Here is a 22,152-nt window from a genome sequence, read left to right as displayed (position 1 = left end):
GATGTCCTGAAAGTAACCAACTTTTGGGACATCCCCGACCGGTTCAGTACAAAATAAAACAGGAGAATCAGAATGACGTATCAGGTAAGAAAAATTTTTTTAAACGATCCCCAACAGCGGCAACAAGTGATTGATCTTTTGGAATCGGATGACCTGCATATTGATTCCTGCCTTGACACGACATACGGGCTATTCGATGAAGCGGACACGCTTGCCGCAACCGCTTCCGCCTATAAAAATACACTGCGCTGCATTGCCGTCCGAAAAGCCCTGCAAGGAGAAGGATTACTGCCGCCTTTAATGTCAGAACTAATTGCAGACAGGAATGAGCACGGATTTTTCAACCTTTTTATCTATACAAAGCGGGAAGCCGCTCCGTTTTTTGAAAGACTCGGGTTTTATCCTATCGTTACGGTTGCGGACACACTCGTCTTTTTGGAAAACAAAAAGAACGGTTTTGAAAAATACCTTGTCTCATTGCAGAAAACCGGAATGCATTCAGGCACTGTAGGCGCTATTGTGATGAATGCCAATCCTTTTACCATAGGACATTATTACCTTGTCGAACAGGCAGCGGCAGCTGTCGACCACCTGTACCTCTTTATGGTCTCGGACGATGCTTCCGCTATCCCTTTCGCAGTACGAGAGCGGCTGATTAAAGAGAATACCGCTCATTTTAAAAATATTTCGTACCATAGAACCCAAGACTACCTCATATCGTCTGCAACGTTTCCCGCCTATTTCCTCAGAGATTCCGATGAAGCCATCGCTCTGCAAGCCGCCTTGGATGCCGATATTTTTATCGCTATTGCCCATGCACTCAGCATTACGCATCGCTTTGTCGGCGATGAGCCGTTTAGCCATGTAACCGGTCTTTACAACCGCATCTTGCAGGATTCGTTGCCTGCGCACGGCGTACAGCTGCATGTTATTCCGCGCAAAACCGAAAACGGCGTTCCGATCAGCGCCTCCGCCGCCCGGCGACTGCTGCAGCAAGAAGATTGGACAAAACTGGCGGCTATAGTACCTCCGGCGACACTCAGCTTTTTTCAATCGCCGGAAGGTGGTCGTATTGTGCAAAGCTTAAAACAGGTGAAGGATATTACCCACTATTAAGGGAAGCGCGTAAGGGAACCGCAGCTTTAATTTTTTTGTTTTGCTCCGTGTTTACGTTCGGCAAATTCCGCCTTTATTTCTTCCAGCAGTGCGGGCTGTTCAAGTATATCGCATACCGAATATGCAAGAATTTTTGCAGCAGTTAGTATGGCTTCATGCCCCTCTTTTGTTTTCCCGTATTGCAGATAGACATCGGAATGAGAGGATGTCCCTTCGGGGACAAAGGCAATCCGTATACAAGATCCGGGTACACGATACATAACATTTCCAAAGTCCGTAGAGCCTGTTTTTTCCCGCGGCGGGGTTATCCGTGGAGCATTCAACAGCGCAGCGTTATCCATCCTTTTGTTTGTGCTATCGAAAAGATTTTCCTCTTACACAATATATGCGCGACTTTATTCAGTGCGCTGCGGATATTCTTGATCACAAGCACCCGTAAGATTGTTCTACAGAACGGACATGGATGTACTTTAAGCTTGACGTTGCGTTAGGGATTGGAGCGATAGCCTTTTTGCCATTGGTTTTATGCAGCTGCAACTTTTGTAGTAAGTACGGAAAAACGTTGCTCCTGTATGCAGTAATGGCAAAAAGCTTCAAGCGTAAAGCCCGACCCTTCATTTTTGCCGTGCGAAAATGAAGGGGAACGCCTTGATGGGTGCAGCGTATTTACAAGAGACTACTGATCGTAAACCGCCCTTCGATGGCCGATAGTTAGAGCAAGAATAACAAGTTCATTGTCCTGTATTGCACATATCAGCCGATAATCTCCTATTCTGTATCGCCACTGTCCGCTTCTATTTGCTGTAAGACCTTTTCCATGTACGCGCGGATTTTCCGAGCCTTCAAGGTTCTTATCAATCCATGCAGCTATCATGCGTTGCGTATATTTATCCAGTTTTTTAAATTCTTTATCAAATCGAGCAGTCGTTTCAACCCTGTACATTACAAACCTAATTCTTTCTTGAGTTCAGAAAATGGACGGCTTTTTTTTCCGGCGCTCACATATTCTTGATATGCCTCCGCAGCGACAGTAATATCATATTCATCTTCAATTTTTTCAAACAATGCATTCTTAAAAGCTTCTCCCAATGATACCGAATGCAGTTTTGCATAGCTATTCGCAATAGCTCTTTCTGCTTCTGTCAACCGTATTGAAAACGCCATACTATCACCTCCTCAACGTAGGATATTGTACTATATTGATTCAATTTGTCAATATTTTTGACAGCAGGTATCGGCAGGGAGGTCAATTCTTGAAAGCAAGGAGTTTTTGGACAGCCTCGAACATCCTGAGCATTATCGGCATAGCGTCTTTATAAACTGCTCTGGTGTTTGTATGATTAAAACCTTTTCTTTGTAATCTTTGATATTCCGTGTGAGTAACATATCCATGTGATGCCGTACCGCAGTATAATACTGGAGCGCATCTTCAAAGTCGGAGAACGGCGAGTTTAAAGCTAAGTCGATTTCCTGTTCTTCTATAGCAATAATATGCATCAAAAGCCGCAATTTTCTTAAAGCTTCTTTGGCTTTTTCTATCCCTATAGCCTTGCGCAAAATATAGTATACATTTGCAACAACCAAAGGAGTGGTATATAACCTAAGCTGCCGTGTGTCAGCTAATGAAAAAACTTGTGCGGCATATTCATAATGAGGTTCCCTTTTACAGAGGATATCTAAAATAACATCGGAGTCGGTAAAAACTTTTTTAGTCATATTTTTTTTCCAAATAATCGATGTAATTGCTCTTTTCTATATCCGCTTCGCTGATAATACCTGTTAATTCTTTTACGAGCGGAGATAGTGCGATGGTGTGTTGTGTTTCTCCGATAGAGTTTTTGAAAAAATCTTCAACCAGCCGTGAAAGACTTTTGTTGTTGTTTGACGCATAGCGTTTCATTGAATCGATAACATCTTTGTCCATTTTTAATGTTAATTTTGCTTGCATCTGCATTACCTCTTGTACGTATAGATATAACGTGATTAATACGTATTGTCAAGGATTATTGTTCTTTAAAGCCCGCCCCTTCATTCTTGCCGTGCGAAAATGAAGGGGAACGCCCTGATAGGTGCTTGAGAGAGCGGCGGTAATTTTCTATAATTGCAATCCAGTAAGTATGTAAGGAAAGATAATGAGTAAAAATCACAGGATAAATACAGAAAAAAACGATAAAAATGAGGCATTCGGTACAGATACGGCCGTGTACAGCGATACGGATGCGGACATGGAAGTTGCGGGTGCGGAATTTGACTACCGCAAAAAATATGAGAACATCCCGCTTGTGGTGATAGCAGGGCGTCCGAATGTAGGGAAGTCTACCCTATTCAACCGGTTTTTGCGGAAGCGCCGCGCTATTACCGACCCGACGCCCGGCGTAACCCGCGACCCCATCGAGGAGCAGGCGATTATCAACGGAAAGCCGGTACGGCTGATGGACACGGGCGGCTTCAAGCTGACCCGCAGCGGCGACAAAAAAGAAGACCTGATGGATGAGCTGGTTATAGAAAAAACGCAAGAAGCGCTCCGCCGTGCCGATAAAATTCTTCTATTGCTAGAAGCCTCTGCCCCCACTGCGGAAGACGAAGAATTTATCCGCTTTCTGCGTCCCTATTGGGATAAACTCATCACTGCGGTGAATAAAACAGAAGGCGGGCGCGGTGAAGCGGAAGCCTATAACTACCTCAGCTTCGGCTTTCCGACACTCCTGTGTATCAGTGCCGAACACGGGGACAATATTACGCCGCTTGCCGAAGAGATAACCAAGGGCTTGGACTTTTCGCGTGTACGCGAAGCGCCTGCCGACACTGCGATCCGCATCGCACTTATCGGTAAGCCAAACACCGGCAAGTCCACACTCAGCAACTACCTGACTAAGACTTCCGCATCGATTGTGTCGGAGATTGCCGGTACAACGCGCGATGTGGTGGAAGGTGAGTTTTTCTATAAAGACAGACAGTTTATCATTCAGGACACCGCCGGGATCAGGCGCAAGGCAAAGGTAAAAGAGGATATCGAGTATTACTCGGTTGTCCGCGCGATGAAGAGCTTGGAACATGCCGACATTGTCTTTCACCTGATCGATGCGGAGGAAGGGCTGACAGAACAGGATAAAAAGATCATTGTGCAGGCAACCAAGCGGGGGCTAGGCGTTATCTTTGTGCTGAATAAATGGGATTTGGTGAAAGGCGAAAAAAAATTCCGCGATGCGGAGCAGCATATCAAGATTATGTTCGGCAAGATGGAATATGCGCCGATTGTCCCCGTTTCCGCACAGAAAGGGAGCGGCATCCCCGACCTGCTCAACACCGCACTTGAGCTGTTCGAGCAACTGACAAAAAAGGTAGAAACCTCTGCGCTCAACCTTGCGCTCAAGGACTGGCTTGAGGCGGTGCCTCCTCCACACGGGCAGCGCAATTCGTTTACGCTCAAATATATGGTGCAAACCTCCGCACGACCGGTAGAGTTTTTAATCTTTGCAAATAAGCCCGACCTTGTCTCGGAATCCTACCTCCGGTACATTACAAACCGGATACGGAAAGACCTCGGCTTTAGCGCAATCCCCTTTTTAGTACGGGTAAAGGGCAGCCGGATAAAATGGGAAGAGCGGGTAAAACCGTGACAGGCTTTTCCATCGGCGAAGTTGAAAAGATAACCGGTATCAAGGCGCATGTTCTCCGCTACTGGGAACAAACGCTGCCCTTTTTACGTCCGCAAAAGGATGAGCAAGGCAGGCGGCTGTATACCGATCATCACCTCGATTTAATCTTCCGTATGAAGTATCTGATTGAGGTGCGAAAGTTTACGCTTGAAGGTGCAGGCCGGCAGCTGCTCGCCGATCTTTCCGGCAAGGGAGGAAGCAGCCGGATTACGGAGCTTTCCGGTATCCGCAGCGAGTTACTCGATATGTACCGGCTGCTGCAAGGAAGTAAAAATGTGTTTAAGCCGGCGGCTGAAGAATTTCCCGCAATACCTTGACGAGAGATAGAAATTCGCATAAGCTATTGAAGTGGAGGTCTGTCCGTGTTGAAGCTAAAAGCTCCCCTAATCATTGCCGGTACAACATGCGTTTTATCTATGCTTATCGGACTGATAAGCGGGGTACGGTTCTTACATATTTTGGGGAGGGGGCTTATTGCCGGCGTAGGAGCCGGAAGCTTTGTGTTCTGCACGCGGATTCTTTTAGAGCGATTCATACCCGATCTTTTTACCCCTTCTCCGGCGGTATCGGATACCGCTGAAACAGCCGATAGCTCTTCCGGATCAAATATCAATATTACCCTTGATGACGACTTGGGTGTTGCTGCGCCGGTAATGGCTGGCAGTAATGCGGAAACGGCTGCAACAGCGAAGCCTTTAGGAACGCAGGTAGAGTCTGAAAGTACGGAAACCTTCCCTGTTGATGCTGCTTCGGACTCTTTAGATAACGATACTGTACATGAAGCCTCCGGAGCTTCGGATGCCTCTTCTTTTTCTTTTGGCGGCAGTTCTCAAGACGATAGCGGCTTATCGGATTTACCTAATATGGGTTCATTTATAGATGATGACGATTTTGATGAAGCTGTCGGTGACAGTGTACAGACGGATAGCAGCGGTTTTTCGATGACCGGTATTCAAACCGGCGGTACCGATAGTAAGGTAATGGCTCAGGCAATCAGAACCGTTTTAGCAACTGAGGATTAGAGGGTGGGTGTTGATAGAGTATGGGAAATATCAGTTTAGATACGAAACCGGAAGACGAGCTTTGGCTTGAATATAAACATACGCAAGACCCACAGCTTCGTGAGTTTTTTATTATAAAATATGCACCTCTTGTAAAATACGTTGCCGGTAAGGTTGCCGTCGGTATGCCGAATAATGTTGAGTTTGATGATTTGGTCGGTTATGGTGTATTCGGACTTCTGGATGCTATCGATAAATATGATCCCGAAAAAAATGTAAAATTCAATACTTATGCAGTAACACGCATCCGCGGTGCTATTTTTGATGAATTACGTTCAATTGATTGGGTTCCCCGTTCGGTACGTCAGCAATCCCGTGAAATTGAAGAAGTAATAGCGGATTTGGAAGCTCGGTTGGGGCACGCTGCGACCGATCCGGAAATTGCCGAAGCACTCGGTATGAGTGTGGAAGAATTTCATCAAGTTTTATTAAAGATTTCCGGTACCAGTATTATTTCTCTTACGGATTTACGGTTTGGATCCGACGATTCCGAGCAGACACCGGTCGTTGATAGTATTGAAGCCCCTGCTTCGCTTAATCCTGATGTCATTGTAGAACGGGAAGAAATGCAGCGAATTATCGTGGATGCAATTAATGAACTTCCCGATAGAGAAAAAAAAGTATTAATCATGTATTACTATGAGGATATGACATTACGGGAAATTGGAAAAGTATTAGAGGTAACCGAATCGCGAGTATCTCAGATTCACACCAGCGCAAATCTAAAACTTAAAGCAAAACTAAGCAATATTCGTAAGGGTATCCGTTAGGAGCGTTGCTATGATACATTTTGAACAAATTCGGGAGCAGATGAAGGAACAGTACGAAAAGGATTCCTCCCGTTTTTTTGTTGAAGTTACCGGGCAAACCCTCGAAGAAGCAATTGATAATGCGGCTGTCGAGCTCGGTTTACGCCGCTCTCTTATCGATTATGAAATTTTACAAAAAGGGGCGTCGGGCTTTTTTGTCTTAAACCCTAAAGAATGGAAAATCCGTGCTTACGAAGCACATAGAATACATAAGTCTAGTATTCATGCAGAAGCCGCAGCGGGTCTCAGTGCGGAAGAAGTGCCGGAAGAAAATATGAATAGAGACGGAGCTGCGTATGTATTCTGTGCTCCCGACGGTGTATTCCTGAAAGTTACACCGCCCATCGGTAACGGCAGAAAAGTTGCACTTGCCGATGTCGTAGAACGAATACGCGATAGAAATGTGGCTGTTCCGCCGGATGAAGTTTTAAAACCGATTGTTAAAGCCTGTGCAGATGAATATGTCAGAATAGGACATTATGAATACCTACCCGGTAACGATGCGCTGATGTCTGTCGAAATCAGTGATGATGAGATGAGGGCATATCTTTTTGTGTCTCCCCCGATGCCCGGCGGCGCCGATGTGTCGGCAGATATGATTATCACCTTCTTATCAAATAATCGTGTTATTTCGGGTGTTAATGAAAAAAGAGTTAAACAATTCCAAGACAGCCCCGTATATCGCGAAAATTATCTGATTGCGGAAGGCACTCCGCCGCAAAAGGGTGCTGATGCTAAGATCCTTTTCAATTTTGAAACCGATAATTCACAGTTACGCCTCAAAGAAAACAAGAGCGGGCAGATTAACTTTAAAGAACTCAATCTTATTCAGAATGTCATTGAAGGGCAGCCCCTCGCGCAAAAGGTTCCCGCTGAGGAAGGAAAGAGCGGAAGAACCGTTACCGGAAAATACTTACCTGCCGCAGCCGGTAAGGATATCGCTATCCCATTGGGAAAAAACACCCGATTGGCCGAGGATAATCTGACTGTTGTTGCCGAAACGAAGGGACAAGTATTGCTGATAAAGAACAAGATCAATGTCGAACCGATTATGACAATCGAAGGCAATGTCTCGATTAAGACCGGTAATATCATGTTCCTCGGTACAGTGTACGTTAAGGGTAATGTTGACGACGGATTCTCTATTAAGGCTGCGGGTAACATCGAAGTAAAAGGTACTGTCGGGAAGGCATCGTTGGATGCGGAAGGCGATATTGTCGTCAGTCAGGGTATCGCCGGAAAAGAAGGCGGACATATCCGTGCCGGTAAGTCAATATGGTCGAAATTCATCCAAAATATCGAATTGGTAGAAGCAGGCGATATGGTTATCGTATCAGACGGTATTTTAAATTCAAAAATTGTCGCTAACCATAAAGTTATTTGCCGCGGGAAACGTGCAGATATTATCGGCAGTCAAGTAATCGCATGCGAAGGAGTCTATGCCCGAAACCTCGGCAGTCCGGCAGGCGGTTCCGATACGGTTATCAGTGTCGGGTTTGATCCGCGCAGTAAAGAACGGTTGATTATATTAGAGAAGAACTTACTTGCTTCCGAAAAAGCGCTTGCTGCGTTGAAGCTGGATTTAAAATCACTTGAAAGTCAAAAAAAGATCCTCAAAGAGCTTTCCGAAGAAAAAGAAGCATTGCTTAAAAAGAAAAAAGAGCTGCGCTATATTAACGAGACGGAAATTAAGGAGCTGCGGAACGAGATAGAACGGATACGGGATTATCTTGCAGCGCTTAAAACTGAAGGACGTGTTTCCGTTTCCGGAAATATTTATACGGGTGTACGAATCGTTATTAAAGATATTATCGAAGATGTGCGGGTTGATTGCAAAGCAACAACATTCTTTTTGCAAAACGGTCTCGTGCGGTATGGGCCTTATGAAGACTATACCAATGATGACGACGTAAAGAGGACGCCCAGTGGGTATTCAACCGATTGATTTGCAGACACTTTATACTCAACTTGATAAGGTCGGAAAGCTCCAAGGAGACGCGCGGCAGACGTTTGCTGCAGAATTCGAAAACAGTCAGCAAGCCAATAAGGAAGATGCTGCGCGCCGCCAGCAAACGGTACAGAAGACCGAAGCCACAGGGGCTGAAAAAACGGCGATAAATAAAGACGGTTCAAACGGTTCTTCAGGAGGAGCATTTAATAATACTCCTCAACAGCAAAAAAATGAAACACCCCTTACAGACGAAAAATCATATTATATTCAAGATCCCTTGCTTGGAAAAAAAATCGATATTTCAGGATAATTCCTATGCTTATTGCTGCCCTCATACTGCTCTGTATTAATATTATTTTAATGATTGTTTTTTATCGGAAGACATCGCATAACTTTTCGCAAAATGCATACCGCGACCGTATTCGGGAAGAAGTAAACCGGCTTATTATCGATATTGAACATGAATCGGATCATGCGGTAACGGTACTTGAAAATAAGGTTCAACAGATAGAAAAGCTGATTGCCGACACGGATAAACATATCGCGCTTGTTGAGCAGGAGCATGAAAAATGGCGAATGCAAAAAGAATTTCTCGGAGCCTACCGAACTTCACCGCAAGGAGATAGTGAACCGGCAGCCGATGCTAAAAAAAATACCGTGATGATCTATAAAAAACCTATCGGCATCCCTGAAACTGCGGCAAAAGTCTCTCCTCTTTTGAATCCCCGGGAACAAGTTGTCGAACTGGCACGGCAAGGATTCTCGATTGACTTTATCGCCGAAAAAGTCGATCTCCCTCTTGGTGAGATTGCTCTTATTCTCTCCATCGGAGGGTAGCGAGGTATGAAAATAGATTTCAAAGCTATGGAGCAAAACAGTTAGAAAGGAGTAATGATGATTACCAATGCGCTTTTTTCGGATCTTTATGAGCTGACAATGGCTCAAGGTTATTTTAAACGCCAAAACAATCGGCCGTGTGTCTTTGATATGTTTTTTAGGCGTAATCCGTTTAGAGGAGGGTACGCGGTTCTTGCAGGCCTTGAGCCGCTGCTCGAAGCGATTCAAGCCTTTCATTTTGATGAATCCGATATCGCTTACCTTGCGACCTTACACCTTTTTGACGATGACTTTCTCAGCTATCTCAAGGATTTCCGTTTTTCAGGTTCGGTATGGGCGATGGATGAAGGAAGTCTTATATTTCCCAGCGAGCCGGTACTGCGCATTGAAGCGCCGATTATCGAAGCATTGCTTCTCGAAGGGCTTATCCTTAATACTATCAACTTTCAAAGTTTGATTGCAACAAAGACCGCCCGCATCTGGCTTGCGTCGGGGAAATCTTCCATTATGGAATTCGGCTTGCGGCGTGCACAAGGACCGGACGGCGCGATGAGTGCTACCCGTGCGGCTATTATCGGCGGAGCGGCCGGTACCAGCAATACACTCGGCGGAAAGCTTTACGGTGTGCCGGTGATGGGTACCATGGCTCACGCATGGGTGATGTCTTTCCCCAGCGAAGAAGAGGCGTTTGAACAATATGCCGCCATCTATCCCGATAAATCGGTATTCCTTATCGACACCTACAATACGCTCGGTTCCGGTATCGAGGCGGCGATAAAAGTCGGAAAAAAACTGCAAGCGCAAGGGAAAAACTTTGGCGTCAGACTCGATTCGGGTGATATGCAGTATTTAAGTACCGAAGTACGGAAACGGCTCGACGCTGCCGGTTTACCCGAAGCAAAAATCTCCATTTCCAACGAACTAACCGAAGAAATTATCGAATCGCTCATTTTGAACAAAGCGCCGATTGACTCGTGGGGCGTCGGCACTCACATGGTAACCGGCGGGCAAGAGTCTTCGTTTACCGGTGTATACAAACTTGCCGCGCGTCAATCCGACGACGGAACGTGGCTGCCGGTGATGAAGCTGTCGGATAATCCTGCAAAGATTACCAATCCGGGCATTAAACAAGTGTGGCGGCTCTACGACAGTGACGGATTTTTTAAGGCTGACATTATCGGTTTATATGATGAAACGCTCGACGCCGAAGCAATGAACACCTACTATCACCCGTTGAATGATTACCAAAGCTTTTCGTTTAAAGCGGCAGAGGCGGAACAATTACTCCACCTAAAAATTACCGATGGCGTATACACCGGCAAAAAGGAAACGCTCCAAGAGCTGCATCAGCGGGCAAGCCGGCAGCTTGAATGTTTACATCCGACTTCTCGCCGTCTGCTCAACCCGCACATCTACAAGGTGTCGCTTACAAAGACGCTCTTTGCAATGAAGCAGAAACTGCTGCATTCCCTGCGCCGCGGATAAAACCGTATCGTCTGCAGCAGCTGTATAATCCGGCTGCTGTCCGGGTGCATTCCGTCAATAATTGATACTCAAGGCTAAGCCGAATTGGTTGGGGGCGATGATAGGCATCGCTTGCCGGTACAGAAAAATAGAGATTTCTTCATAAGTGCCGTCCTTATTAAAGACTATGGCAGTAGTAAAATCTGCCGTAGCCAGTCTTATACCCGCATAGAAGAAATACTTGCGTATTTGTCGTTAAAGTTCCTATTAAAAAAGATATAGTGATTTTTATACAAGACGTTTATACCGTTAGACCAACCTGAAACCGTTTTATCGGCGCCGTGCAGTTTTCCCGTTTTTGCATCGAATACCAATAAGCCGTTCCCGTATGTTATTATGTATATTTTTCCGTTTGCCACAGTAAGCGGTGTGCTGTATGAAGCATTTTCTAACGGTACACTCCATAAACGTTGTAATGTTACGGCATCAATACATATCAACCAATAGTCGTCTTTCCGCCACTTATATGGCGGAAAATCCCGCACGGCGATGTAATACAGCCGCTCATTACTACATCGAACGCGGCAGAGCGAAATGGTTGATTCGGTAACCGGATCTGTTGAAGGAGGCACTATTTCGCCGTCATACCGATTAAGTATTGAGCCGTCTCTTTTATCTATCCGTATAAAGGAATTGGTTAACACATATAATACATCGTCTTTGATGTATAATTCGTTATCGTAGTATCTGTTCATATTGATATTATCCAGCTGTCGTTGCCAGTTTACGGTTTTGGTTTGTAAATCGACAGCGACAACGATACCGGAACCGTTCGGAGTATATGCCAGTAGATACAGTATACCTTCGATAAGTTGTTGATCTGCCAATCTATTTCCGTTCCAATAAGCATTAAGCTGCAGCGGAACTGGAGGACATATTTGTATTACCCATCCTTTCGTACAGTCTATTGCTGTTGCATCAAGTTTTACAATGTCCCCTTTGTCCGCTGCCCAATAAAGTGCCGTATCATCTGTCATAATCGTATTGGATACACTACGGTTATGGAGTATTTCTTCTTTTGTGGAGCCAATTTGTACCCGCGCCAACAATGCTCCATTCGTATCCGAGTAACAATATAGCAGTCCTCTTTCAAAACGCATAACGTAAAGGACATCTCCGATTTTTACGATGTTTGAAGGACGACCCTCATCGGCTTCATACATCCTATCTCCATACCATTGATAGGCGCCTGTTTCCATGTCGAGTTTTATAAGGCGGCTTCCTCTTCTATTTTCATATTCAATAAGATACAGATATTTCCCTTCAGTGTATGGCCGACTTTCGTCCCGTACATCTTCTAACAAGAGCTGATATGCATAACTAGGTGTGTAGCGAGGATATACAGGACGCGTGCCCCAGAATTGATCGGTAAACAATGCTTCACAAGAAGTGCATAACATAAAGAATGTTATTGTTGCCAACAAAATACCTATTCTGATACTACCTTTAATCTCAACAGAAGCGTTTCGTTTCACGTTAACCCCTCTTTCATTTACAGCGTTCTCTCTGTAAAAACTGTAGCAGCAAAGGCTGCCACAATTCCCACTATACCCGTGAGAGAGATACTTACTCAGCATAGAACACGCTGCAATATCATGCAGTTTATCCGCCGAAAAGTCGAGCTGTATAAATGTCCACGATACCTGCCGTTCAAAAGATAAGTTGACCGGTCTTTCCGTTACTCTACACCTCAAGCGTAATGGAGTCTGTTTTTGTCGTCAAGCGAAAATTCTACAAAGAACCGGAGTTCTTAAAAAAAGAACTTTCGGTTCTCTTTTTTCGGGGTTGTTTAAAAAACAGTCTGACCTGTTTGTCTTGACGACCTTACTGAATTAATTCATGCTGCTGTATAAAAATGAGGAAAGCGTGATAATTCGCAACGTTCAACTCTTTGTAAATTTCGGTCATTTCTTTTTTTATTACCGATTCCGAAATACAAAGTTTGTCGCCGATTTGTTTGAATGTCAAACCTTTCGCCGCTAAGCAGAGGCATTGGTGCTGCCGATCGGTTAACCGGAGCGAAGACACGCGGATGGGAGTTTTTCGGGTATAATAGTGTTTTAAATCATCTGCAAACAGGACAAACAGAGCAGCTGCCATAAAAAAGCCAAGTCCAATATGCAGCAACGAAAGCATAAAAGCGGTACGTCCATGCCGAAACCACTGGGTAATTAAAACGGCTGCAAAGCTGCCGCCTAACACACTAACTTTATACCGAATATATGTTTTAAAGAAATTCGTTTTTAATAGAATCAGTAATCCCGCCAGATATAAAGAAAATCCGAGCAAATTGCCGCCATGATAAATATTGACCAATCCTGCAATCAAACACGGAAACGTATACAGGATGATGAAACGGGGTTTTATTACGATATAACCGAGAATCGCCGCACATAAAATATTGGATAATCTGATCAGCCTATCTGACGGAAGAATGAAAATATACTGCAATACAATGACGGCTGCGGTAACGAGTAGCATGATAAGAGCCACAAGCCGGGATTTTTTTATGAGAGTTTGGGTATAGATAAAATGCCGTATTTCTTCTATAGGTTGTTTGGTGCGCATAGAAGCATTCCTCTTGCCGATCGGTATTTCATATAGCATACCGGTTAAAACCGGAACCGTAAAGCCCTTACCGATGGCTTTTATCAATACCCATATCGCGGGATGAATTGCTTGCGGACAACCCGGAAATAACCGGTACCCGGACAATCCGCAAGCTTATTTCTCTTTTCTAATCGTGTATTTCAAAACGGAAGCCGAGCGGTAAATGGTCGGAATATCCTTCGCCGGTCAGTACATTGTACCTGACCGGTTTGCCGTTCTCAATGAGCGGCGGTTCATACAGCACAAAAAACAACAGCGGTTTGATAGAAGCCGCTCCGGCATCCGGGGCTGCCTCTAAATCCTCATAACCGTCCGCGCCGCTCTCGTAGAAAATATGGTCGATTTTCTCCCACGAATTCTTAAAATAATAGCTGCCGTCCGGTTGCGTGCCTTCTTCGCACTCGGCTCTATAACCCTCTATATCCCAACACACGGGAAAATCATTCAGCTGATTAAATTCTTCAAGGGTCTGATTAAAATCTCCGCATACAATAAATGGAATGTGCGGATTCTTTTCTCTATGTTCTTGAATTTTCTTTATCAACTGAGCTTCTTGTTGAGCGCGGATTGCCGCACTGTCGGAACTGCCGGTTTTTGACTTCCAATGTGCTGCAAAGACGGTTAATAACTGCGGTTTATCTTTGCTTCCCGTATTTAATACCGCTTCCGTCAGAGGGCGCAGCGATCCCTTTTGCTCGGTATAAAGCCGGTGTACAAAATAGCGCTCAACGGGATACTTACTCAAGATTACGGTAGTAAAGGCGCCTTTCTCCGAACGCGGCGGACACACCGCATAAGGATAATTTTCCCCGCTCGGCAGTTGTTTACAGAAGTCTTCAATTACGCGGTCATTTTCAACCTCTTGCAAAACCGCAATATCGGGCAGCCGGTCTTTTTTTCCGGTCAGCTTTTCTCCTGCCGCAAACATGGTGCCTTTAAGCCGTTCGAGGCGTGCCCGATATTTTTGATCGGTCCATCGGGATTTGCTCCCCTTGTATTCTTTAAACTCGATACCGTCCTCTACGGCGTCAAAGAATGTCTGCGTGTTATACGTAACAAGCGTAATAGGCTCCTTAAACTGCGTATCCGTAAGCGGAGTACACCGCGTACATTGCAGAAAGATAACACCCGCAGCAATACAGGCAAAGAATGGAAATAACACTCGTTTGAGTTTCATGGTTTAACCTCCGGTTCTTATATAGCGCACGAGATGCAAAATGGCTATAAAATTAGGCTTGAAAAAACATATTTCATGTATTAAAATACAAAAATCAGTTCCAATAAAAAGTACTTTGGACATATCACAGAAGCAATGGTTATGAATTGCAATAGAATCTTCTATAAAAAAATTTTATAAAAGAGGGAAAAGGATTGAGAGGAGTAATAGTATGATGATAACTAATCTTGTGTATTCCGTATTGGCGCTTGTCCTTGCGGGAAGCATTGCAGCATTGCTGTATGCCTTTGCAAAAACGCGCTGGATTAACCGGCAGCCGGTAGAGAACGATGATTTACGGCGCATCAGCAGTTATATCTCGGAAGGAGCAATGGCTTTTTTGAACCGCGAATATAAGGCATTGGTGCCTTTTATTGCAGCGGTTGCTTTGTTTTTGGCTGCCGGAAATAAAGGCGAGCTTAAAATGGAAGCGCTTACTTTTGTATTGGGTGCAGCGGTATCCCTGTTGGCGGGCTACATCGGTATGAAGGTTGCAACCGCGGCAAATGCGCGCACGGCGCAGGCGGCAAAAAACGGCGGTCTTACCCCGGCGTTAAAAGTTGCATTCTCCGGCGGCAGCGTCATGGGTATGAGCGTCGTCGGTCTTGCGCTATTCGGATTTTTTATTGTAATGCTTATAGGAACCCTGACTTACGGAACGGATATCAAGACTTTTTATGATATAACGCTGCCGCTCGGAACCGCCTTTTCGCTTGGCGCTTCCTCAGTCGCGCTTTTCTCCCGTGTCGGCGGCGGTATCTTTACCAAAGCGGCGGACGTCGGTGCAGACTTGGTCGGTAAAGTAGAAAAAAACATCCCCGAAGACGACCCTCGCAACCCTGCCACTATTGCGGATAACGTCGGCGATAACGTCGGCGACGTCGCAGGTATGGGCGCAGACCTCTTTGAATCCTTTGTCGGTTCGCTGATTGGAGCAATGATTCTCGGTTTAACCGTTGCCGCTTCCGATTCCCTTAAATTAAAGCTGATGGTATTGCCGCTGTTGATTGCGGTTTTGGGTATTGTTGCATCCTTAGTCGGAACGATATTTGTACGTGCAAAACCGGGAAGTGATCCTCAAAAAGCGTTGAACGCCGGTACTTTCGGCGCGGCAATTCTGGCAACCGTATTCTTATTTATCGTATTGAAGTTCTTTATCGGCGAAGAAACCTTTAACGGAACCGCCGGTATGTACCATATCTTCGGCGCAACGATTACCGGTCTTGCCTCCGGCGTTCTTATCGGACTTTTAACCGAATACTATACCGGTACAGGCAAAAAGCCGGTTGTTTCGATTATGAATTCATGCGAAACAGGCGCCGCAACAACGATTATCACCGGTCTCGGTGTCGGTATGCGCAGTGCATTCCCGACCATCGTATTGATCGGAGCGGCAATCTGGGGCAGTTTCAGCTTGGCAGGTCTCTACGGTGTCGGTATTGCGGCAGTCGGTATGCTGGTTACGCTCGGTATTCAACTTGCCGTCGATGCTTACGGCCCCATCGCGGATAACGCCGGCGGTCTTGCTCAGATGGCTGAGTTCCCGGGCGAAGTACGCGAAATTACCGACAGCCTCGACGCCGTCGGAAACACCACCGCTGCAATCGGAAAGGGTTTTGCTATCGGTTCCGCAGCATTAACCGCTATCATCCTTTTCACTTCATTCAAAGAACATACCGGCGTCGATATCGTCGATATTACGAATATCCCTGTTCTGACCGGTATCCTGCTGGGCGTTGCGGTACCGTTCCTCTTCTCCGCTATGGCGATGTCCGCAGTCGGTAAAGCCGCGTACAAGATGATAGAAGAAGTGCGCAGTCAGTTTAAAAACAAGCCCGGCATTTTGAACAACACCGAAAAACCGGACTATAAGCGCTGTGTAGACATCAGTACGCAGGCCGCTATCCGCGAAATGGTTATCCCCGGTCTTGTCGCCATTATCACACCGATTTTAGTCGGCTTTGTCGGCGGCCCGGCGATGCTTATCGGGTTATTAACCGGCGTTACCGGCTCCGGCGTTGTACTCGCCATCTTTATGGCAAACTCCGGCGGCGCATGGGATAACGCAAAGAAGATGATTGAATCGGGCAGCGGGGCAGGCAAAGGCTCCGAAGCGCACAAGGCCGCCGTTGTCGGTGATACGGTCGGCGATCCTTTCAAAGATACCGCCGGTCCTTCGATCAATATTTTGATAAAGCTGATGTCGATGGTCTCATTGGTTATCGCACCGATGTTGAAAACGTTCTGGGGCTTATAAAAGAAGTCCTCTGTATAGCGCTTGCGGTACTACGCTCCGATGGGTGTAAACCGCAGGGCAAAAAAAAGCCGGTTTATGGTTGTCCATAGACCGGCTTTTTTATAATTTGTTGAACTTTCTTCTCGTTACCGGTTTTTTTTCTGTACTTCTTCCGCTTTTCGGGAAATTTTATTCCAAACACTGGAAACACCCATCGCTTTTTTTACAATTTTAAGGGTTTGTGCGGCTTCCGCCCGCATCTTCATCGTACCGTTGTAGATAATTTCGTCGATGAAGCCTCGTTTGGATGCATACATCGCACGCTGTTCTCTAATAGGTTCAAGGAAAGTATTGATGGCGGCTGCAAGTTTATCCTTTACTTCGACATCGCCGACTTTTCCCTTCCGGTAGCGTTCTTTTAAATCTTCAATTTCCGCTTTGTTCGGATTAAAGGCGTCATGGTAGATAAACACCGGATTCCCCTCTACAGTTCCCGGAATGTCGGCGCTGGTTCGGTTGGGATCGGTATACATACTGCGTACCTTTTTTATCACTGTTTTTTCATCATCGCAAAGGAAGATGGCATTATTCAAACTCTTCGACATCTTAGCTTGCCCGTCCGTACCGACGAGCGAGCCGCAGTCGCTCACCATAACCTCCGGCAATGGAAATACATCACCGTACATATAGTTAAAGCGCTTTGCGATTTCCCGCGTCAATTCGACATGGCTTTCGTTGTCCTTGCCGACCGGTACCAGATTTGCACGGGGCAGCAAAATATCGGCAGCTTGCAGCACCGGATAGCCGAGAAGCCCAAGCGGTAATTCGGAAAGATGCGCCGCCTTTGCCATATCCTTTATGGAAGGAATACGCTGCAGCCGCGGTACGGTAACAAGGTCGGAAAAGAACAGGTTCAATTCGCATACTTCCGGTACCGCTGATTGCAGATAAATAACCGATTTTTCAGGATCGATTCCGCAAGCCAAATAATCCAGTGCCATTTGCCGTACATTATCGGCAAGTTCATCGATATAGTGTTTTTCGGGCTTGGTTGTCAGTGTATGCAAGTCCGCAATAATAAAAAAGCATTCAAATTCTTCTTGAAGCCGTACACGGTTCCTAATCGAGCCGACATAATGCCCCAGATGAAGGTTCCCTGTAGGGCGATCACCCGTTAAAATTCGTTTTCTTTCCATAAAAGCGATAGTACCATGTTTATATTTAGCAGTGCAAGGGTAACCGCAAAAGAAGCAACGCGTTAGTACATAATCGACTTAACCAAAATGAACAGCATTACATTCCGTTCAGGCGCATCGTTATCGTCGGCAATCCGCGCACATTCGGTCCGTACCGGCGCATGCCGATTTAAATTACCGGCGAGCGACCAAAAGGCTGAATACTTTATGGATGCTCGGTATAATTCTTCACCTGTTATATCGAGTATATTAATTAATTGTTTAAAACTCTCCGGATGTTCCCGGTACTTATCCAACACGGAAATATCGCAGTCCTCCATAAGTGCATCCGGCTTTCCATTGTTATATTTAATATCAAAATCTGAAAGAAGTTTTATAAGCTCATCTTTTTGTTCTTTAGTGCCCTTAAACGCCGTAATTTTATCTTTAAAAATATCCTCCCATGCCAACACAGAGGCAATTTTCTGAATAGGTGCGGAATCGCCTGTTGCAAAAAAGATACTCCAGAGTATATCAAGTTCCGTTGCATTGCGTATATCGGCTGTCAGCGGATCATATTCGGTTTTATCATCGATAACACCTTTGATAAAACCTTTTAAATAAGCATCATTTTCTTTTTCATACAGTTTGTTTAAAAGCTGCTTATCTTTGAGGCCGACAACCAGAATAAGAAACCGCCGTTCTTCGCTATCGCTTTTGCTATATATGGTCATAAGCTGATTGAAGGATTGTTCCGTAGGAAAGATTTTTGAAAAAAAGAATACCGTCGGATAATACCACGAGGCTTCTCTGTCCGGGTGGTGTTCGTTAAAAAAAGATTTCAATAATTCCGGCGCTTTTTGATATTCTTTCGTTTTATAAAAATCCATTATTTGATCATCGATTGTTTGATACCCTTGCGCCGCAGCATGTGCTCCGCAGATTACAGCAAATACAAGTGTACAAAAGAAACGGATAACGGCTTTCTGTTTTAGCATATAATATACCCCCTTTCGATAGTGATGGAGATATTTTAACCGATCTGAGGTAAACCGTCTATTCATAATGAGTTCTGGCAAATTGACGTTGGAAAATATATAGTTAAATCGAAAAAGGAAAGGATTATGATATATTGACGGTTGGTTGGATGTATAATATATGGAAGGGAAATAGCACTCCGCTATCGAGATGCAGCAACCGGCAAAGTGTATATTTTGTTCAGTTGCCGCATTTCGAACAATTGTTATGGGAACCCCTAAAAGCTAACCCTATTTTTAGAGATGCCTTTATCTTCTTTTGCCGAATAAGCGGAGGAGGGCTAAGAAGATATTAATAAAGTCAAGATACAGCTCTAATGCGCCGATAATCGCAACCTTCTTAAAATCTTCATTATCCTGTGCATAACGGGCAGCTTGTGTAATCTTTTGAGAATCATAAGCGGTTAGTCCGGTAAACACACCGACAGCCACAAAAGAAATCAGCCAACTGAGCGAAGAAGAATTCATAAACCAGTTAACGATTGATGCAATGACCAGTCCGGTAAGCGCCATCATCAAATACTTACCAGCCGAGTTTAGATTGCTCTTTGTCGTTGCCCCGTAAATACTCATTGCACCGAACATCAGCGCCGTTATGACAAAAATACTTGCAACAGAAGTACGCGTGTAGGCAAAGAGTACCACCGAAAGCGTCAATCCGTTAACAATCGAGTAGACTACAAAAGAAGCGGCTGCAACCGGAAAGCTCATTTTTCTAATACCTGCCGACAGAATAATGACCAGTGCAAATTCTGCGAGGATTAATCCCATGAAGGTAAAGTTGCTTCCAAAGATAAACCGTGCAAGTGTTCTGCTGTTGAAGACCGCAAAGGCTGCAATCCCGCTGATTGCTAAAGCTGCAACCATCCATCCGTATACGGCGGTGATAAACCGCTGAGAGATTTTTTCATTTGCTTGCTGCAATGAAATGTTGTCAGGTGATGTGTTCATGTTCTTAATATACAAATGAATATCTAATATGTCAATCAATCGGGTGTTGACAGGAGGCGGGTAAATCCGTATATTCGATGCGATTAAGCCTGGGGATGTTCCGGTTTCGACTAGGAAGCAGAGGCTTGAGTTGCAGGTGGAGAGCCGTACTCCTAAAAAGCGGCAAACTTTATAACTGCCAACAATGACAGTTCCGACTACGCATTAGCTGCGTAATCGCGGAACCTACCGAGTGTTGCTTCCGAGCGAGGTAGAGTTCCGACGCTACTCGGAGCTTGCTTTTTACCGGATGCGGACGGTAAAAAGGACACTTCCCGCAATACGGATTCGACGCTTTCGGCGCTGACACCGGATCCCGACAATCACCTCGCGCCGATAAACCTGTAGACGCTCCTGTGTCTCTTTTTAGGACGGGGGTTCAATTCCCCCCATCTCCAACACTTCTATTGATACATAATCAAATACGGACGCGGGTTAAGTAAAAATACTTCTTCCGGCTTCATAATCGGAACGTCATAACCGGCGCCCTCAACCATCGGTTTTAAAAAGAGCTTAAACGACTTTAAGGGAATATTTTTTGCGGCTGCGTTATATGCATACGTTTCTTTTTTTAACTTCGGTGATCCGAAACCGTCGGAACAATGAATGAGCTGCACCCGCTCGTAATTGCTTTTTACTAAGTGCCGCTGTTGAATCATTTTTGCATTAAACTGATGAATAACCAACATACGTCTGCCGCCGATACCGTGCTCAATCATATAATTCTGGATAATTTGCTGCGCTTCGTTGATCTCCTCCGCTGTAACGGAACCGATTTCCTTCATCGGTTTTGTGGTTCTCCATTCGGGATCAAGCGCGAGATGGACATTCGGGTATTTTAAGAACGGAAGCAGCTTTTTTGTTGCTTCAGCTACAGAGTACTTGCCGATTTGATGGTCGAGGAACACATACCAGCCACGCTCCGCCGCAAACGCAATATACTGCTCTACAATAGCGGTAGAAAGTATACCGATTTCGCCGGCAGGCCAGCAGGTACCGTAAATGATATAAAATGCAGGGATAATATTCCGATTGCCGTTTGCGGAATCGTAGAGTTTAACGAATTCGTTCATAATCGGCTCAATCTCTTCAAGCGAATACTGACCGAGTATCCCCATCGTGCGGGCATTCGGTTTTCCATACAGCGCAAAAACATCGCTATTGAGCAATACCGATTGCAAGCCGTGCTCCGCCCGCTCTTTGTTCTTTATGATATCCTGATACTCAATAGGCCCTGCCAGACCGCCTGTTTCCATCACGGTGATCTCCGGTTTATTGAGGAAAAGGGCACGGGGAAAGACCGGCTTCCATTCAATCTGTCCCTGCGGAACGGCGGTGTTCCTTTCAGGATTGACGGAATCATAGGCAGAAGCGCCGGTGGTATAAAACACGGCGGCACAAAGAAGTAGGGCGATTTTTTTCGGCAAAGATACTACCATAGCTTTCATAGTATCGGCAGTAAATCAAAAAGCTATAGGTATGAAACACCCGCAGATTCTGCATGGAATCCCCGCCATCCTTGGCGGTTCCGATACGTTGAGGATATTCAGAAGTGGCACGGATGCCATTGTTCGGGAATGTATATCCTTGCACATTCCCGAACAGCGCTTTTGAAAATAGACGGTATAGATACGAGGCGCGAGCACAGATTAAGCGCAGGCACGGTAAAAAATATACATCCTTGTATATTTTTTACCTGCGTGTTTGCAGGGCAAACACGCTACTGACTAAAACCACCGCCATCCTTGGCGGTTCCGATACGTTGAGGATATTCAGAAGCGGCACGGATGCCGCTGGTTCTATCAGAAGCGATGTTTCAGCGATGCTGAAACTCGCTGTCAAAAGTGTACAAGGATGTACACTTTTGACAAGGCAACGAAGTAGATGCCCCGTATATTTTCAAAAGAAAAGGACGGCCTGATCAACAGCAT

23 protein-coding genes and 1 other RNA gene are annotated in these 22,152 nt (G+C 45.3%); 12 read left to right on the top strand and 12 right to left on the bottom strand.

The features are described from left to right. The first annotated feature begins 72 nt into the window (after positions 1-72). The gene (gene citC, locus E4N65_RS09905; protein WP_253673080.1) at positions 73-1,116 is read left to right on the top strand and encodes a [citrate (pro-3S)-lyase] ligase; all 1,044 of its coding nucleotides are present in this window, start codon (positions 73-75) and stop codon (positions 1,114-1,116) included. Between the two features lie 26 nt (positions 1,117-1,142). Here the strand turns inward: citC and E4N65_RS09900 are convergent, their stop codons facing one another. From E4N65_RS09900 to E4N65_RS09880, 5 genes are all read right to left on the bottom strand, one after another. Further along, positions 1,143-1,457, bottom strand: coding sequence for a zinc-binding metallopeptidase family protein (locus E4N65_RS09900; RefSeq protein WP_253673078.1), 315 nt, complete (start codon positions 1,455-1,457; stop codon positions 1,143-1,145). A 335-nt stretch (positions 1,458-1,792) separates the two neighbouring features. Continuing rightward, positions 1,793-2,059 carry a type II toxin-antitoxin system RelE family toxin gene (locus tag E4N65_RS09895; RefSeq protein ID WP_253673076.1) on the bottom strand — a complete coding sequence of 89 codons (267 nt, stop codon included), beginning with the start codon at positions 2,057-2,059 and terminating at the stop codon, positions 1,793-1,795. After that, complete coding sequence (relB, locus tag E4N65_RS09890) at positions 2,059-2,280, bottom strand: type II toxin-antitoxin system RelB family antitoxin (protein ID WP_253673074.1); 222 nt, start codon at positions 2,278-2,280, stop codon at positions 2,059-2,061. Before relB ends, E4N65_RS09895 begins: the two co-directional genes overlap by 1 nt. Positions 2,281-2,412: 132 nt before the next feature. Then, positions 2,413-2,832: a PIN domain-containing protein gene (locus E4N65_RS09885; protein WP_253673072.1), complete on the bottom strand. Its 420-nt coding sequence runs from the start codon at positions 2,830-2,832 to the stop codon at positions 2,413-2,415. Then, a complete protein-coding gene (locus E4N65_RS09880; RefSeq protein WP_253673070.1) occupies positions 2,825-3,064 on the bottom strand; it encodes a DUF6364 family protein in 240 nt (79 codons plus the stop codon). The genes E4N65_RS09885 and E4N65_RS09880 overlap by 8 nt, the downstream gene beginning before the upstream one ends. A gap of 277 nt (positions 3,065-3,341) precedes the next feature. Here E4N65_RS09880 and der point away from each other — a divergent pair, with 277 nt between their 5' ends. From der to E4N65_RS09840, 8 genes are all read left to right on the top strand, one after another. Beyond that, entirely contained in the window at positions 3,342-4,736 is a 1,395-nt protein-coding gene (gene der / locus E4N65_RS09875; protein ID WP_253674831.1) for a ribosome biogenesis GTPase Der, read from the top strand. Beyond that, positions 4,712-5,092 carry a MerR family transcriptional regulator gene (locus E4N65_RS09870; RefSeq protein WP_253673068.1) on the top strand — a complete coding sequence of 127 codons (381 nt, stop codon included), beginning with the start codon at positions 4,712-4,714 and terminating at the stop codon, positions 5,090-5,092. The genes der and E4N65_RS09870 overlap by 25 nt, the downstream gene beginning before the upstream one ends. A gap of 99 nt (positions 5,093-5,191) precedes the next feature. Beyond that, entirely contained in the window at positions 5,192-5,797 is a 606-nt protein-coding gene (locus E4N65_RS09865) for a hypothetical protein (RefSeq protein WP_253673067.1), read from the top strand. Positions 5,798-5,817: 20 nt separating this feature from the next. Further along, positions 5,818-6,606 (top strand): RNA polymerase sigma factor WhiG, encoded by a 789-nt coding sequence (gene whiG, locus E4N65_RS09860; protein WP_044014995.1) that lies wholly within the window; start codon positions 5,818-5,820, stop codon positions 6,604-6,606. Between the two features lie 10 nt (positions 6,607-6,616). Then, the gene (locus tag E4N65_RS09855; protein WP_253673064.1) at positions 6,617-8,590 is read left to right on the top strand and encodes a FapA family protein; all 1,974 of its coding nucleotides are present in this window, start codon (positions 6,617-6,619) and stop codon (positions 8,588-8,590) included. After that, the gene (locus E4N65_RS09850) at positions 8,571-8,906 is read left to right on the top strand and encodes a hypothetical protein (RefSeq protein WP_044015000.1); all 336 of its coding nucleotides are present in this window, start codon (positions 8,571-8,573) and stop codon (positions 8,904-8,906) included. The genes E4N65_RS09855 and E4N65_RS09850 overlap by 20 nt, the downstream gene beginning before the upstream one ends. Before the next feature lie 5 nt (positions 8,907-8,911). Further along, positions 8,912-9,433: a hypothetical protein gene (locus E4N65_RS09845; RefSeq protein WP_253673062.1), complete on the top strand. Its 522-nt coding sequence runs from the start codon at positions 8,912-8,914 to the stop codon at positions 9,431-9,433. Positions 9,434-9,490: 57 nt separating this feature from the next. Continuing rightward, positions 9,491-10,918: a nicotinate phosphoribosyltransferase gene (locus tag E4N65_RS09840; protein ID WP_253674829.1), complete on the top strand. Its 1,428-nt coding sequence runs from the start codon at positions 9,491-9,493 to the stop codon at positions 10,916-10,918. 197 nt (positions 10,919-11,115) lie between these two features. Here the strand turns inward: E4N65_RS09840 and E4N65_RS09835 are convergent, their stop codons facing one another. The 3 genes from E4N65_RS09835 to E4N65_RS09825 form a co-directional block, all read right to left on the bottom strand. After that, positions 11,116-12,432 (bottom strand): outer membrane protein assembly factor BamB family protein, encoded by a 1,317-nt coding sequence (locus E4N65_RS09835; RefSeq protein WP_253673060.1) that lies wholly within the window; start codon positions 12,430-12,432, stop codon positions 11,116-11,118. Between the two features lie 349 nt (positions 12,433-12,781). Beyond that, a complete protein-coding gene (locus E4N65_RS09830; RefSeq protein ID WP_253673058.1) occupies positions 12,782-13,525 on the bottom strand; it encodes a helix-turn-helix transcriptional regulator in 744 nt (247 codons plus the stop codon). Between the two features lie 169 nt (positions 13,526-13,694). Beyond that, a complete protein-coding gene (locus E4N65_RS09825; protein WP_253673056.1) occupies positions 13,695-14,744 on the bottom strand; it encodes an endonuclease/exonuclease/phosphatase family protein in 1,050 nt (349 codons plus the stop codon). A 214-nt stretch (positions 14,745-14,958) separates the two neighbouring features. On the opposite strand from E4N65_RS09825, the gene E4N65_RS09820 reads away from it, so the two are divergent. Continuing rightward, positions 14,959-17,040 (top strand): sodium-translocating pyrophosphatase, encoded by a 2,082-nt coding sequence (locus tag E4N65_RS09820; RefSeq protein ID WP_371921836.1) that lies wholly within the window; start codon positions 14,959-14,961, stop codon positions 17,038-17,040. Positions 17,041-17,165: 125 nt separating this feature from the next. Here E4N65_RS09820 and trpS read toward each other — a convergent pair whose 3' ends face one another. The 3 genes from trpS to E4N65_RS09805 all read right to left on the bottom strand — a co-directional run bounded on the left by trpS (position 17,166) and on the right by E4N65_RS09805 (position 20,182). Continuing rightward, positions 17,166-18,215 (bottom strand): tryptophan--tRNA ligase, encoded by a 1,050-nt coding sequence (trpS, locus tag E4N65_RS09815; protein ID WP_253673052.1) that lies wholly within the window; start codon positions 18,213-18,215, stop codon positions 17,166-17,168. A 62-nt stretch (positions 18,216-18,277) separates the two neighbouring features. After that, positions 18,278-19,192 (bottom strand): hypothetical protein, encoded by a 915-nt coding sequence (locus E4N65_RS09810; protein ID WP_253673050.1) that lies wholly within the window; start codon positions 19,190-19,192, stop codon positions 18,278-18,280. Positions 19,193-19,480: 288 nt separating this feature from the next. Further along, a complete protein-coding gene (locus tag E4N65_RS09805; RefSeq protein ID WP_253673049.1) occupies positions 19,481-20,182 on the bottom strand; it encodes a Bax inhibitor-1/YccA family protein in 702 nt (233 codons plus the stop codon). A gap of 91 nt (positions 20,183-20,273) precedes the next feature. Between E4N65_RS09805 and ssrA the strand changes: the two genes are divergently transcribed. Further along, positions 20,274-20,622: a transfer-messenger RNA gene (ssrA, locus tag E4N65_RS09800) on the top strand. A 3-nt stretch (positions 20,623-20,625) separates the two neighbouring features. Here ssrA and E4N65_RS09795 read toward each other — a convergent pair. Further along, a complete protein-coding gene (locus E4N65_RS09795) occupies positions 20,626-21,669 on the bottom strand; it encodes a hypothetical protein (RefSeq protein WP_253673048.1) in 1,044 nt (347 codons plus the stop codon). 31 nt (positions 21,670-21,700) lie between these two features. Here E4N65_RS09795 and E4N65_RS12185 point away from each other — a divergent pair, with 31 nt between their 5' ends. After that, positions 21,701-21,835, top strand: coding sequence for a hypothetical protein (locus tag E4N65_RS12185; RefSeq protein WP_256478608.1), 135 nt, complete (start codon positions 21,701-21,703; stop codon positions 21,833-21,835). Positions 21,836-22,152: the final 317 nt, after the last annotated feature.

Source organism: Treponema sp. OMZ 855, assembly GCF_024181145.1.
Classification (GTDB): domain Bacteria; phylum Spirochaetota; class Spirochaetia; order Treponematales; family Treponemataceae; genus Treponema.
Note: the sequence above shows the minus strand (reverse complement) of the source record. Positions and strands in the feature narration are given on the sequence as shown.